At 60.2% G+C, this 12,393-nt stretch carries 14 protein-coding genes and 1 pseudogene; 12 read left to right on the forward strand and 3 right to left on the reverse strand.

Going from position 1 to position 12,393, the window contains the following annotated elements:
• Window positions 1-4 precede the first annotated feature (4 nt).
• The 8 genes and pseudogenes from AB2N04_RS13280 (at window position 5) to AB2N04_RS13315 (ending at window position 6,769) form a co-directional block, all read left to right on the forward strand.
• A complete protein-coding gene (locus AB2N04_RS13280) occupies window positions 5-280 on the forward strand; it encodes a hypothetical protein (protein ID WP_367714917.1) in 276 nt (91 codons plus the stop codon).
• Window positions 277-946 (forward strand): annotated as a pseudogene (purQ, locus tag AB2N04_RS13285) (phosphoribosylformylglycinamidine synthase subunit PurQ). The gene AB2N04_RS13280 and the pseudogene purQ overlap by 4 nt, the downstream one beginning before the upstream one ends.
• Window positions 946-1,374, forward strand: coding sequence for a hypothetical protein (locus AB2N04_RS13290; RefSeq protein ID WP_367714918.1), 429 nt, complete (start codon window positions 946-948; stop codon window positions 1,372-1,374). Before purQ ends, AB2N04_RS13290 begins: the two are co-directional and overlap by 1 nt.
• Window positions 1,375-1,503: 129 nt before the next feature.
• Window positions 1,504-2,142, forward strand: coding sequence for a Pr6Pr family membrane protein (locus AB2N04_RS13295; RefSeq protein ID WP_367714919.1), 639 nt, complete (start codon window positions 1,504-1,506; stop codon window positions 2,140-2,142).
• Between the two features lie 151 nt (window positions 2,143-2,293).
• Window positions 2,294-4,489 (forward strand): phosphoribosylformylglycinamidine synthase subunit PurL, encoded by a 2,196-nt coding sequence (purL, locus tag AB2N04_RS13300; protein WP_367714920.1) that lies wholly within the window; start codon window positions 2,294-2,296, stop codon window positions 4,487-4,489.
• A gap of 150 nt (window positions 4,490-4,639) precedes the next feature.
• Window positions 4,640-4,873: a BolA family protein gene (locus AB2N04_RS13305; protein ID WP_367714921.1), complete on the forward strand. Its 234-nt coding sequence runs from the start codon at window positions 4,640-4,642 to the stop codon at window positions 4,871-4,873.
• 110 nt (window positions 4,874-4,983) lie between these two features.
• Window positions 4,984-5,319 (forward strand): Grx4 family monothiol glutaredoxin, encoded by a 336-nt coding sequence (grxD, locus tag AB2N04_RS13310; protein ID WP_367714922.1) that lies wholly within the window; start codon window positions 4,984-4,986, stop codon window positions 5,317-5,319.
• A 205-nt stretch (window positions 5,320-5,524) separates the two neighbouring features.
• A complete protein-coding gene (locus tag AB2N04_RS13315) occupies window positions 5,525-6,769 on the forward strand; it encodes a multidrug effflux MFS transporter (RefSeq protein WP_367714923.1) in 1,245 nt (414 codons plus the stop codon).
• Here AB2N04_RS13315 and ttcA read toward each other — a convergent pair.
• Window positions 6,753-7,547, reverse strand: coding sequence for a tRNA 2-thiocytidine(32) synthetase TtcA (gene ttcA, locus AB2N04_RS13320; RefSeq protein ID WP_367718815.1), 795 nt, complete (start codon window positions 7,545-7,547; stop codon window positions 6,753-6,755). The genes AB2N04_RS13315 and ttcA overlap by 17 nt on opposite strands.
• Before the next feature lie 210 nt (window positions 7,548-7,757).
• On the opposite strand from ttcA, the gene AB2N04_RS13325 reads away from it, so the two are divergent.
• Genes AB2N04_RS13325 through AB2N04_RS13340 form a run of 4 tightly spaced genes read left to right on the forward strand, consistent with a single transcriptional unit; the run spans window position 7,758 to window position 9,952 of the window.
• The gene (locus AB2N04_RS13325; protein ID WP_367714924.1) at window positions 7,758-8,381 is read left to right on the forward strand and encodes a glycosyltransferase family 2 protein; all 624 of its coding nucleotides are present in this window, start codon (window positions 7,758-7,760) and stop codon (window positions 8,379-8,381) included.
• Window positions 8,344-8,754 carry a hypothetical protein gene (locus tag AB2N04_RS13330; protein ID WP_367714925.1) on the forward strand — a complete coding sequence of 137 codons (411 nt, stop codon included), beginning with the start codon at window positions 8,344-8,346 and terminating at the stop codon, window positions 8,752-8,754. Before AB2N04_RS13325 ends, AB2N04_RS13330 begins: the two co-directional genes overlap by 38 nt.
• On the forward strand, window positions 8,744-9,553 hold the full coding sequence (locus AB2N04_RS13335; RefSeq protein ID WP_367714926.1) for a ChbG/HpnK family deacetylase: 810 nt from the start codon (window positions 8,744-8,746) through the stop codon (window positions 9,551-9,553). The genes AB2N04_RS13330 and AB2N04_RS13335 overlap by 11 nt, the downstream gene beginning before the upstream one ends.
• 48 nt (window positions 9,554-9,601) lie before the next feature.
• On the forward strand, window positions 9,602-9,952 hold the full coding sequence (locus AB2N04_RS13340; protein ID WP_367714927.1) for a GtrA family protein: 351 nt from the start codon (window positions 9,602-9,604) through the stop codon (window positions 9,950-9,952).
• A gap of 73 nt (window positions 9,953-10,025) precedes the next feature.
• Here the strand turns inward: AB2N04_RS13340 and AB2N04_RS13345 are convergent, their stop codons facing one another.
• Window positions 10,026-11,504 (reverse strand): glycosyltransferase family 39 protein, encoded by a 1,479-nt coding sequence (locus AB2N04_RS13345; RefSeq protein WP_367714928.1) that lies wholly within the window; start codon window positions 11,502-11,504, stop codon window positions 10,026-10,028.
• A gap of 102 nt (window positions 11,505-11,606) precedes the next feature.
• Window positions 11,607-12,224: a 30S ribosomal protein S4 gene (rpsD, locus tag AB2N04_RS13350; RefSeq protein WP_367714929.1), complete on the reverse strand. Its 618-nt coding sequence runs from the start codon at window positions 12,222-12,224 to the stop codon at window positions 11,607-11,609.
• Between the last annotated feature and the right edge of the window lie 169 nt (window positions 12,225-12,393).

The raw sequence follows: 12,393 nt of genomic DNA on the forward strand, positions 1-12,393 counted from the left end.
CATCATGGCGGAGGCGACGAACGAGTTCATGTACGAACTGCTCAAAAAAATGCAGGAGCGGTTTGACAAGATCGATTTCGCCTTGAGCGACATAAAGGCCGAGGTGAACAATCTGAGGGGGAGCATGGTCGCAATGCATGGCGACATCCATAATATCTATGGCACGCTCGCGCGTCAGGATCAGCGCCTTGACCGCATAGAACGCCGCCTCGAACTCCGTGAACTGGCCGAAGGCCCGCAAAAACCCTACGATCCAAGCCCGAGCGATCAGTCCCCATGAAATCAGCCATCATCCAGCTTCCCGGCCTCAATCGCGACCGCGACATGATTGCAGCGCTCACCAGAATTTCCGGAAAGGCGCCGATCACCGTCTGGCAGACTGAAACAGAACTTCCCGATGTCGATCTGGTGGTCATTCCCGGCGGTTTTTCCTATGGTGATTATCTGCGCTGCGGCGCCATTGCCGCGCGCATGCCGGTCATGCAGGGCCGTGGCCGAGAAAGCCCGCAGGGGCGTGCTCGTCATGGGTGTGTGCAACGGATTCCAGGTCCTGCTCGAAATGGGCCTCCTGCCCGGCGCGCTCATGCGCAACGCGTCGCTGAAATTCGTCTGCCGCGAAGTCAGGCTCGAAGTCACCAACGCCAACACCGCCTTCACGCGCGGTTATCAACAGGGCCAGATCATCCGTTGCCCCGTCGCCCATCACGACGGCAATTATTTTGCCGATACCGAGACACTCGGGCGCATCGAGGGCGAAGGCCAGGTTACCTTCCGCTATGCCGAAGGCACCAATCCCAATGGTTCGGTCAACGACATTGCCGGCATTGTCAGCAAGAGCGGCAATGTGCTTGGCATGATGCCGCACCCGGAAAACCTGATCGAAGCCGCCCATGGTGGCGATGACGGGCGCGCGCTTTTCGCAGGCCTGTTAGAGAAAGCCGCCTGATGGAGCGTGCCGGAGCTTTTGGTCTTCCATCACCCCGAAGCTTTCGCCTCGCGCTGATCGCTCCCGTTCTGGCACTGGCAGCCTGTCAGACAGAACCGATGGGCGGTCCTCTCAGTCTTCAGGTCGGCGCCCCCAGTCCGGTCGCGGCCCTGCAGAACATCAACAGCAATGGCGCCAAATGCTGGATGCGTTCCGGTGACCGACGTTTTCGCGATCTGCACATGATCCCCGAGCTCGACACGCGTGTGGGGCGACCGCGCCTCCTCATCATGCGCAGCAAGAAACAACAGGGCCTGCCCCTGCTCGTGATCGAGGCCTCCGGCCCGCCGACCCGGGTTTACACTTATGGCCCGCTTGCCTCCACCCGCGCCGGCGCGCAGATCAATGCCGACATCATGCGCTGGTCGTCCGGTGCATCCGGTTGCTGAAAGACAGCTCAGACACCGCCTGATTGATAAATTGCCATAAAACGGCAGTTAAATCGCTTTAGGTCTAAACCTTAAATTTAGATTCAAAAACTATTGCAAGCGTTCCGTCTATGTTTCCGGGGGTTTCCCATGGCTAAAATTCTGAATGTTACCGGCCTTTTCGTCGGTCTGGCCGCTCTCATTCTGCAATTCGGCCTGACCCTCACCTCGTCCATGGAGGCGGGGCGCAGCCTTGTCGGCTCCGTCGTGTTCTTTTTCTCGTTCTTCACAATTCTCACCAACATCCTTGTGGTGCTGGTTCATATGGCAGCGCTGACGGGCCGTCTGCGTTTTTTCAGCCAAGCCTGGGTCCGCGCCGGTGTCGCGGTGGCCATCACCGTGGTGGCCATCATCTACTGGCTCCTTCTGTCGGCGCTTTGGCAGCCGAAGGGGCTTTTCCTGCTCTGTGATGTCACCCTTCACTACATCGCGCCGACAATCTATCTCGTATGGTGGCTCAGGGCGGGAGCGGACGGCACGCTCACCTGGCGCCATGTGCCGCTCTTTGTCGTCTATCCGCTGGTCTACTCGGTCTATGTGCTGATGCGCGCGCCGATCGCGGGCGAGGTCCCCTACCCGTTCCTCGACGTGGAGATGCATGGCTGGCCGAGTGTGCTCGTCACCATGGGAGCCATCCTCCTCACCTTCGTCTTTCTGGGACGCGTTGCCGTCATGGCCGACCGCATGATGGCAGGCGTCAGGCCCAACCGGTACGATAAGCCGGTCTAGTTCGAACAGGGCGCCGTCGGCGACCCGATCCGCCGTTTCCGGCCCCTGGCTGATGAAAACCGGCAAAGGGAAGTGGATTATCCCGGCACAATACTGTAACGCAGGCGCGAGATAGCCTAAGCAACCCCTTTGCAGGGACCGTGCCGACCACATGACCATTCCCAATCACATCCCGATCACAGAAGACCTCATCGCCGCCCACGGCTTGAAGCCCGAAGAATACCAGCGCATCCTCGATCTGATCGGCCGCGAGCCGAGCTTTACCGAGCTCGGCATTTTCTCCGCCATGTGGAACGAGCACTGTTCCTACAAGAGCTCGAAAAAATGGCTGCGCACGCTGCCCACATCGGGCCCGCAGGTCATTCAGGGTCCGGGCGAGAATGCCGGCGTGGTCGACATCGGAGACGGCCAGTGCGTGGTCTTCAAGATGGAGAGCCACAACCACCCCTCCTATATCGAGCCCTATCAGGGCGCGGCCACCGGCGTCGGCGGCATTTTGCGCGATGTGTTCACCATGGGCGCGCGCCCGGTCGCGGCCATGAACGCGCTGCGCTTCGGTGCGCCCGATCACCCCAAGACGAAGCATCTGGTGGCCGGCGTCGTTTCCGGCATTGGCGGCTATGGCAATTCCTTCGGCGTTCCCACGGTCGGTGGCGAGGTCAATTTCGACGCCCGCTACAATGGCAACATTCTGGTCAATGCCTTTGCCGCTGGCATCGCCGAAACCAACGCGATCTTCTATTCGAAGGCCGAAGGCGTCGGCCTGCCCGTCGTCTATCTCGGTGCCAAGACCGGCCGCGACGGTGTCGGCGGCGCGACCATGGCGTCGGCCGAATTCGACGAAGGCATCGATGAAAAGCGCCCCACCGTGCAGGTCGGCGATCCGTTCACCGAAAAATGCCTGCTCGAAGCCTGTCTTGAACTGATGGCCACTGGCGCCGTCATCGCCATTCAGGACATGGGTGCAGCCGGTCTCACCTGCTCGGCCGTCGAGATGGGCGCCAAGGGTGATCTCGGCATCGAGCTCGATCTCGACAGGGTTCCCGTGCGCGAAGAGCGCATGAGCGCCTATGAGATGATGCTGTCGGAAAGCCAGGAGCGCATGCTCATGGTGCTTCAGCCCGAAAAGCGCGACGAGGCCGAAGCCATCTTCCACAAATGGGGGCTCGATTTCGCCATTGTCGGCAAGACGACCGACGATCTGCGCTTCCGCATCCTGCATCAGGGCGAGGAAGTGGCCAATCTCCCCATCAAGGAGCTTGGCGACGAGGCACCCGAATATGACCGCCCATGGGTCGAGCCGAAGCGCGAGGCACCGCTCGCAGGGCCGGTGCCCGAAACCGACATCGCGGAAAGCCTGCTGAAACTTCTCAATTCGCCGGATCTTTCTTCCCGCCGCTGGGTGTGGGAGCAGTATGACACGCTCATTCAGGGCAATTCGCTTCACCTTCCAGGTGGCGACGCCGGCGTTGTCCGCGTCGACGGGCAGGAGAACAAGGCCCTCGCCTTTTCCTCCGATGTCACGCCGCGCTATTGCGAAGCAGACCCCTATGAAGGCGGCAAGCAGGCCGTGGCCGAATGCTGGCGCAACATCACGGCCACCGGTGCCGAGCCGCTCGCGTCCACCGACAATCTCAATTTTGGCAATCCCGAAAAGCCCGAAATCATGGGCCAGCTGGTCCACGCCATCAAGGGCATTGGCGAGGCCTGCACCGCACTCGGCTTTCCCATCGTGTCGGGCAATGTCTCGCTCTACAACGAGACGCTTGGCGAAGCGATCCCGCCCACACCCACCATCGCCGGTGTCGGCCTGATCCCCGACTGGCAGAAGGCTGCCCGCGCCGCCTTCGCCGCAGAAGGTGAAGCCATCGTGCTGATCGGCGCGCCGGAAGGCTGGGGCACGCATCTGGGGCAATCGATCTATCTGCGCGACATCCACGGTCGTGCAGAAGGCCCGCCTCCCCCGGTCGACCTCGCCCATGAGAAGCGCGCCGGCGATCTGGTGCGCGGCCTTATCCGCTCAGGCGCGCTTACCGCCACCCACGACTGTTCGGATGGCGGCCTCGCCGTCGCATTGGCCGAGATGGCCATTGCCTCCGGCATCGGCGCCACGGTCGATGCACCCGCCGCTCCGGTTTCAGCCTTTTTCGGCGAGGATCAGGGGCGTTATGTCGCGACCACAAAGAACCACGAAACCGTGCTCTCGGCGGCCAAAAAGGCTGGCGTTCCCGCCGTGCTCATCGGCACGACCGGTGGCCAGTCTCTTGTCCTCGGCGCCGCTGCACCCGTTTCCGTCAGCGCGCTGAAGCAAGCACACGAGGCCTGGTTCCCCGCATTCATGGACTGAACCTGCGCCCCGGCCAATGTCGGTTTTCATTGGCCGGGGCGCCGGGGCGACACCGCGCCTCTCCTCCACCTTCCGCCTCATGATTGACCTTCTCTCCCGGAAGCGCCATATCTCGGGGAAACATGGATTGATTTGGAGAATCGCCACCTCATGGCTATGAACGCTGCCGATATCGAACGCCTGATCAAGGAAGGCATTCCGGACGCAAAGGTCACGATCCGTGACCTCGCCGGAGACGGTGATCATTATGCAGCGGAAGTGGTGGCGGAAAGCTTCCGTGGCAAGTCTCGTGTGCAGCAGCACCAGATGGTCTACAATGCGCTGAAGGGCAATATGGGTGGTGCGCTCCATGCGCTCGCGCTTCAGACCAGCGCTCCGGAATGATCGAGACAAAAAGTTTTCGCCCTGTGACATTGCACCCCGTGAAATGGTGCAATACATAACGCTTGGATACTGAAAACCGGGTCTTGACCCCGGCGACATGAGGATTTGCGATGAGCGGCATCAACGAATTCATCGACAACGAAATCAAGAGCAGCGACGTTGTCCTTTTCATGAAGGGCACGCCCGGTTTCCCGCAATGCGGTTTCTCGGGCCAGGTCGTTCAGATTCTCGACTATCTCGGGGTCGAGTACAAGGGCATCAACGTTCTCACCTCCGACGACCTGCGCCAGGGCATCAAGGACTACTCCAACTGGCCCACAATCCCCCAGCTTTACGTCAAGGGAGAGTTCGTCGGCGGTTGCGATATCATCCGCGAAATGTTCCAGGCCGGCGAGTTGCAGACCCATCTCAGTGAAAAGGGTGTGGCAGCCAAAGGCGCCGCCTGATACCGAATTCGGGATAGAGCCTGCCCGCCGGGTGGCTCCTCACTGACAATGCGCTGGTTTCCGCCAGCGCATTTTTTCGCGTCGGAGGTTCAATCCGGGATTGTCCCGCACCGCGAAGCACATGCATGCCGCGCCGAACCGGGGTGGCGTTTGAGAGCGGTTTCAGGCGTGTCCTGTGATCGCTGGATGTCCGTTGGAGAGAGATATGGAAAAACCCGTCACAGATGAAACCCTGAAGCCGCAGAAACCCCTCGGTCGTGCGGAGTTCATCGCTCTGGCGGCGGCACTCATGTCGCTCAATGCGCTTGCTATCGACATCATGTTGCCGGCCCTGCAGCAGATCGGCGCTCAGTTGGGTGTCCACGACGAAAATGCGCGCCAGTACATCGTCACTGCCTATCTGGCCGGTCTTGGTGGCGGTCAGCTGATCTTCGGTCCGGTTTCTGATCGTTTCGGGCGCCGGGCGCCACTCTTCTTCGGCCTCGCGCTCTATGTATCAGCGTCGCTGGTCGCAGCCTTTTCTCCCGGTTTCGGCGCCATTCTGTTGTTGCGTTTCCTGCAGGGAATCGGAGCTGCCACGACGCGCGTTATCGCTGTTTCAGCCATTCGCGACGTCTTCGGAGGTCGCCAGATGGCAGAAGTCCTGTCCATGGTCATGATGGTCTTCATGGTCATTCCCGTCATTGCGCCCAGCATCGGACAGCTCATCATGATTTTCGGAGACTGGTCCGAGATCTTCATTGCCATGGCTGTGCTTGCGGTCATCTTCGGCGCGTGGGCCGCGTTCCGCCTGCCCGAAACCCTTGCGCCCGAAAACCGGCGCGAACTGACGTTTTCCTCCATCACCAAGGGTTTTGGCTTCGTCCTCACAAACCGCATCGCGCTTTGCTACACGCTGGCCACCACCAGCATATTCGGATCCCTTTTCGGGTTCATCAGCTCCGCGCAGCAGATCTACATCGACACGTTTGATCTCGCCGACTGGTTTCCGATACTGTTTGCCATCGGTGCTGGCCTGATGGCGATATCCTCTTTCACCAATTCGCGCCTTGTGGGCCGCATCGGCATGCGCCGCCTGTCTCACACGGCACTGGTGGGGTTCACCGCAGTCAGCCTTGTCTGGCTGGTTCTGGCCGCATTCGGCTACATGCCGTTCGTGCTGTTCTTCGTGCTGTTTTCGGTGGCCATGTTCCAGTTCGGCTGGGTCGGCGCGAACTTCAATTCCATCGCCATGGAGCCCCTGGGTCACGTCGCCGGAACGGCGGCCGCCACACAGGGCTTTCTCACCACGCTTGGTGGCGGGCTGATCGGTGCCTTCATCGGCCAGATGTTCGACGGCTCCACCGTCCCGCTGGCCGCCGGTTATTTCATCACCGGGTCAATCGCCATCGTTCTGGTCCTGATCGGCGAACGGGGCCGCATGTTCCACGCGGTCAATCAGCCCGTGTAAGCCCTGCAAAATCAAAGAGCTTGCGATCGAGCAGATGAGACGGGCGCGCATTGGTCAGCGCCCGGATCATCGTGTCCTTGCGGCCTGGCATGCGGGTTTCGATGTCGGTGAGCATCGCCTTCATCGCGTTGCGCTGCAGCCCGTCCTGGCTGCCGCAGAGATCACAGGGAATGATCGGAAACTTCATGGCCTCGGCAAACTTCGCCAGATCCGTCTCCGCGCAATAGCTGAGCGGACGCAAAACCATCACGTCTCCCTCGTCGTTCAATAGCTTGGGTGGCATCGCAGCCAGCCTGCCGCCGTGAAAAAAGTTCATGAAGAAGGTTTCAAGAATGTCTTCGCGGTGATGACCGAGCACCAGTGAGGAGCATCCCTCCTCCCGTGCGATCCGATAAAGATGGCCGCGCCTCAAGCGTGAGCAGAGCGAGCAATAGGTGCTTGATTCGGGCAGTTTCTCCGTCACCACCGAATAGGTGTCCTGATACTCGATGCGGTGTGCCACGCCGATACTGTCCAGATAGTCCGGCAGGATGTGTTTGGGAAAGTTCGGCTGGCCCTGGTCCAGGTTGCAGGCCAGAATCTCGACCGGAAGCAGCCCGCGCCACTGAAGATCCATCAGCACCGCAAGCAGGCCGTAGGAATCCTTGCCGCCCGAAAGCGCCACCAGCCAGCGCTCACCCGGTTTCACCATGGCGAAATCCTCGATGGCCTGCCTTGTCTGGCGCAGAAGCCGCTTGCGCAACTTGTTGAATTCCACGGAAGACGGCATGCCCTTCATGAAGGGTGGCGTCACATCCGCGCCCTCCGCCACCGCCTCGTCAAAGGCATTCGGTTCTTTCGGCTGCGCCAAGGTGCTATGCATGAGCATGCCTCTGTCGATACATGTGATTTTGCGCCTTCCTATCAGAAGCCTTGCGGCAAGGCGACTTAACGAATAGGCATTTTCCACTTTCAGCGGGCAAAACACGGTTTTATGGAGACTGCGCGCGTGGCCAAACGGCTCGATATTCTGGTTCCCTTCCTCAACGAGCGCGAAAGCGCTGCCGGGTTCAGCGCCCTTGCGGGCGATCTCGCCAGACAGGTCAAGGAGCGCTTCGACCTCGACACGCATGTCATCTTCATCGATGACGGCAGCACCGATGGCGGTGGTACGCTCTATGGCGAACACATGACCGGAGACTGGTCGCTCATCACGCTTGCACGCAATTTCGGCAAGGAGACCGCCATTCTGGCCGGGCTGGACCATTCCGCGGGAGACTATGTTCTCCTGATGGATGCCGACCTTCAGCACACGGTGGATGTAGCGCTCGACATGATCGGTCGCCTCATTGCCGATCCCGACCTCGACATGGTCTATGCCGTGCGGTCCGACCGTGCGGAGACCCGCTCGCTGGGGCGCTATCTCGCCAACGGGTTCTACTGGCTCATCAATATGGGCCAGCGCTACGAGATCCCGGCCAATGCGGGTGATTTTCGCGTGATGACCAGCCGCTTTGCCGACGCCTTGCGACAATTGCGCGATCAGCGCCGCTTCAACAAGGGGCTCTATGCGTGGACGGGTTTCCGGCAGGAGCGTGTTCTCTACAGGGCCGGCCGACCGGCAGGCGGGTGAAACCAAATGGTCGCGACGCAGGCTGATTGCCTTTTCTCTGGAAGGCTTCACCTCCTTTTCCGTCGTGCCCCTGCGCATGGTCTCCCTGTTTGGAACGGCCGTGGCGGTCATGGGATTTCTTTATGGCCTGAAAATCCTGCTCGAGGTTCTGTTCACCGGTGTTCTTGTCCCAGGTTATCCAAGCCTGATCGTGGCCGTTCTCGTTCTGGGCGGGCTCAATCTGGCGCTGACAGGACTGGTCGGCGAATATGTCTGGTCGGCGCTGAGCGAGGCCAAGAACCGGCCCAACTACATCGTGAAATCCGTGGAAAGCTCAAGCGCCGGTTCACCGGCCAATCTCCGCAAGACCGGCAGTGTGGCCCATGAGCGATGAACCCCGCCGTTCCGTCTGGCTGATTGCGGACGATTACGGGCTTTCGCCCGGCGTGAGCAGTGCCATTCGCAAGCTCCTGTCCGCAGGGCGGCTGAGCGGAACGGGCTGCATGACGCTCTTTGGCGACTGGGAAGAGCACGCAAGCGCGCTGCGCGACACCGAAGGCTCGTTTGCCATCGGCTTGCACCTCACCCTCACCGACTACCCTGCCCTCTCCACGGGCCGGACCATGCCCGAATTGAAGAGGCTGCTGACAGGAAGCGACAGCGAGGCAGTCGCCACGGAGGCGGACGCTCAGCTTGCCCGCTTCCGCGACTTTTTTGGCCGCGACCCCGATTTCATCGACGGACATCAGCATGTCCATTTCCTTCCGCCTGTGCGCCAATGGCTTGCAAGGCGTTTTGCCGCTTATGAAACGTCCGGACGTCCGTGGCTTCGCGGTGCGCCGACCCTTCGCGCCGTGCCTGCTCTCGTGAAGGCAAAAGTCATGGTCGCCCGGCTGCTTGCGCGCGGTTTCGACGCCGAAATGCGGCGGCACGGCTTCGTGGTCGAGGGCCCGCTGTGCGGCTTCTACGACTGGCGGCGCCGTGGCGCGTTTGCCCGCGCACTCGATCTGTTCATCGACAGGGCTCCCGATGGCAGCGTCATCATGTGCCATCCCGGAGAAGTGGATGCCGTGCTGCGGTCCCGCGATGTGCTCACCGACACGCGCGGCGAAGAACGCGAAGCATTGTCATCCGAAGCATTCAACCAGCGTCTTGAGAGCGCGGTGCTTCAGATCAAACGGGGCACGTCATGAAAACGGAAGACCAGAGCGGCCCTTTCCCGAAAGCTTGGCCGCTTTGCCGTGGTCGGTGTGCTGAACACCCTGATCGATCTTGCCTGCTTCGCTGCCCTCGTGGCCGTTTCCGTCCCCGCGCTGCTTGCCAATTTTCTTGGCTGGGCCATTGCGGTCGTCTTTTCCTTCGCCGTCAATTCACGCTGGACGTTTGAGCGCGGCGAGCGTTTCAGCCTGCACCGGGCCTTTGCAAAATTCGCCGTTAGCGGCAGCATCATCTCGCTCGGCTCGTCCACCCTCGCCGTCTACATCCTGCCCCCCTTCACCGGTCTTTTTGCCGCCAAGCTGATCGGGATCGTGGTGGGCGCCATCCTCAATTTCTTTGCAGCGCGCTGGTCGATCGAAGATCGGCTGATTTGACGGGGTTTTGGCCCGAATTCCTGCGTTTCAGGCAGGATTCGGGAAAAACCGACCGTTTTCGGGAAAATGCGGATCAGGTGTTTTCAGAGGCGGGCGGAATGAAGAAAAGACGCACTTTCCAGTGTCTCTTTCCGCCGAAGCCCGGCACCGAGATTTCAGCTTCCTCGAAGGTCCCGCCGGAGAGGTTTTCGGCAGCGGCAAGACAGTCATTCTGTCCTTCAAAACAAGCAATTGCCATGCCTTTCTCTGCCACCTTTGCAGGCGTAATCCATGGCGTCAGAGCGTAGGAATTGGCCTGCATGGAATAGGGGCGCGAGGGCGTGTAGAACGTCGTTCCGCTGGCCAGAATCTTGTCGCCCGCCACATGGGTGAGCGGTGCCTCGAAACGCTGTTTCCAGGCATTTTCAATTTGCAGCGCCAACGCTTTCACCGGCACGTCATTATAGTGCGAAGTCTTCTGCGCTTCCTGCCTGTAGATAAACGGAGTGAGGGCCAGAAGGCAGGCGCCATAGAGCACAAGAATGGAAGGCAACGCCAGTTTCTGGCGCTCCAGGCGAGCCGGTTTTACGCACAGAATCAGGAAGATAGGCGATGCGAAATAGAGTGGCAGCGCCCAGACCGAGCTGAACTGAACGGCAAAGACCGCACCCAGCATCAGGGTAAGACCAAGAGACCCGAAGCCGGTCCACAAAAGGGCCCGGCCGGCGAGTGTCTTGCGCAGCGCCAGAAAGGCAGCCGGGTCGAACCAGGCATCACGACCATTTCGCAGAAGCACCGCAAGAAGCACCAGAATCACCGGCAACAGATAGGCAAGAAGAGCACCAACAAACCGGGGAGCGGATGTCAGCCCGATCAGCGCCGAACCGTCGCCCTGCTCGCCGACATAGGCAAGCGGAAGAAAATCATTGTTCACCAGCCACAGCAGGTGCGGCGTCATCAAGGCGATGAAGGCGAAGCTCGCAACCCACACGCCCGGTTTCGTCAGGAGTGACCGGGCCTCCCTGTCGAACAGGACATGAAGTACGATCGCCCCCAGCAGCGCGGCTGAGAAGTATTTTATCAGGATCGACGCGGCCGCCAGCGCCCCCAGCGCCACGGCATCCGAATACCGTCCTTTCTCAAGAAAACGCAGGTAGAACCAGACGGTTGCCGCCCAGAAGGGCAGCATTGCCGAGTTGGCATTGTATTTCAGTGCGAGAAAGGTGACCGGTGGAAGAAAGAAGAACAGCGCGGTGGCGAAAAACGCCCGCCATGGATCGAGAAAACGCAGCGCGATGCGCCAGCTGGCGAACATCAGCGCCGCGCCGTTGACCGCCGACAGCAGATAATAGGCCCAGTCGGCGTTGGGAAACACGGCAAACCAGGCTGCGGTGATCCAGGCGAAAAACGGCGGGTGCTTGTAATAGCCCTGCTCCCAGGCAATGCCCCAGGAGTAGTTTTCAAGCATGTCGCCGAAGCCATCGAGGTTGAGTTGCGTCAGGGTGGCGAAGGTTGTCCAAAGTGCGACAAACAGGGCAAGCAGCAACCCCATCCGCATAGTGGTCCCCGTCACCATATCTCTCATCGGACACCCCGTCTCATCCCGTGAATCGGCAAAAAAGAAGGCGCCCGGCCAATGGCAGGACGCCCCTTCCGAATTACCTGCCGAAAGCTATCAGCGCGAGTAGTACTCGACAACCAGGTTCGGCTCCATATGCACCGCGTAGGGCACATCGGAAATCGCAGGAACGCGAAGGTAGGTGGCAACCATCTTGTTGTGGTCGGCCTCGACATAATCTGGAACATCGCGCTCGGCGAGCTGCGTGGCTTCCAGAACAATGGCGAGCTGCTTGGACTTCTCCCTCACCTCGATCACGTCACCGGCCTTGCAGCGGTAAGACGGGATGTTGACGCGGCGGCCATTGACCATGATGTGGCCGTGGTTCACGAACTGGCGCGCAGCGAAGATCGTGGGAACAAACTTGGCGCGGTAGACAATGGCGTCCAGGCGGGACTCCAGGAGACCGATCAGGTTCTCGTTGGTGTCACCCTTGCGGCGGTTGGCTTCCTCATAGGTCTTGCGGAACTGCTTTTCCGAAATATCACCGTAATGGCCTTTCAGCTTCTGCTTGGCGCGCAGCTGCAGACCGAAGTCCGAAAGCTTGCCCTTGCGGCGCTGACCGTGCTGGCCGGGGCCATATTCACGACGGTTGACCGGAGACTTCGGACGACCCCAGATGTTTTCGCCAAGACGGCGATCGAGTTTGTACTTGGCTGAATGGCGCTTGCTCATCGCATTCCCTTTCAAATCAAAAACACCGAAGTTAAAAACTTCGGACGAAGGAAACGCGCCCTCCTCTGGCTTCCGTTTCCGAAGCCTGACAGGACATGCCGCTCACGCATTTGCGGCCTTGTCCACGGGACACGTTAAAAAGCGCGGCGGCCGGAGCCATCGCGCTTGA

It is taken from the genome of Nitratireductor sp. GISD-1A_MAKvit, assembly GCF_040819555.1.
GTDB lineage: Bacteria > Pseudomonadota > Alphaproteobacteria > Rhizobiales > Rhizobiaceae > Nitratireductor.

What these genes read in the sequence shown, in the direction of transcription:
- AB2N04_RS13295 (WP_367714919.1), top strand. Translation starts at nt 1,504, where the DNA reads ATGGCTAAAATTCTGAATGTTACCGGCCTTTTCGTCGGTCTGGCCGCT.
- AB2N04_RS13335 (WP_367714926.1), top strand. Translation starts at nt 8,744, where the DNA reads ATGAGCGATGAACCCCGCCGTTCCGTCTGGCTGATTGCGGACGATTAC.
- AB2N04_RS13305 (WP_367714921.1), top strand. Translation starts at nt 4,640, where the DNA reads ATGGCTATGAACGCTGCCGATATCGAACGCCTGATCAAGGAAGGCATT.
- rpsD (WP_367714929.1), bottom strand. Translation starts at nt 12,224, where the DNA reads ATGAGCAAGCGCCATTCAGCCAAGTACAAACTCGATCGCCGTCTTGGC.
- AB2N04_RS13315 (WP_367714923.1), top strand. Translation starts at nt 5,525, where the DNA reads ATGGAAAAACCCGTCACAGATGAAACCCTGAAGCCGCAGAAACCCCTC.
- grxD (WP_367714922.1), top strand. Translation starts at nt 4,984, where the DNA reads ATGAGCGGCATCAACGAATTCATCGACAACGAAATCAAGAGCAGCGAC.
- AB2N04_RS13280 (WP_367714917.1), top strand. Translation starts at nt 5, where the DNA reads ATGGCGGAGGCGACGAACGAGTTCATGTACGAACTGCTCAAAAAAATG.
- purL (WP_367714920.1), top strand. Translation starts at nt 2,294, where the DNA reads ATGACCATTCCCAATCACATCCCGATCACAGAAGACCTCATCGCCGCC.
- ttcA (WP_367718815.1), bottom strand. Translation starts at nt 7,547, where the DNA reads ATGAAGGGCATGCCGTCTTCCGTGGAATTCAACAAGTTGCGCAAGCGG.
- AB2N04_RS13290 (WP_367714918.1), top strand. Translation starts at nt 946, where the DNA reads ATGGAGCGTGCCGGAGCTTTTGGTCTTCCATCACCCCGAAGCTTTCGC.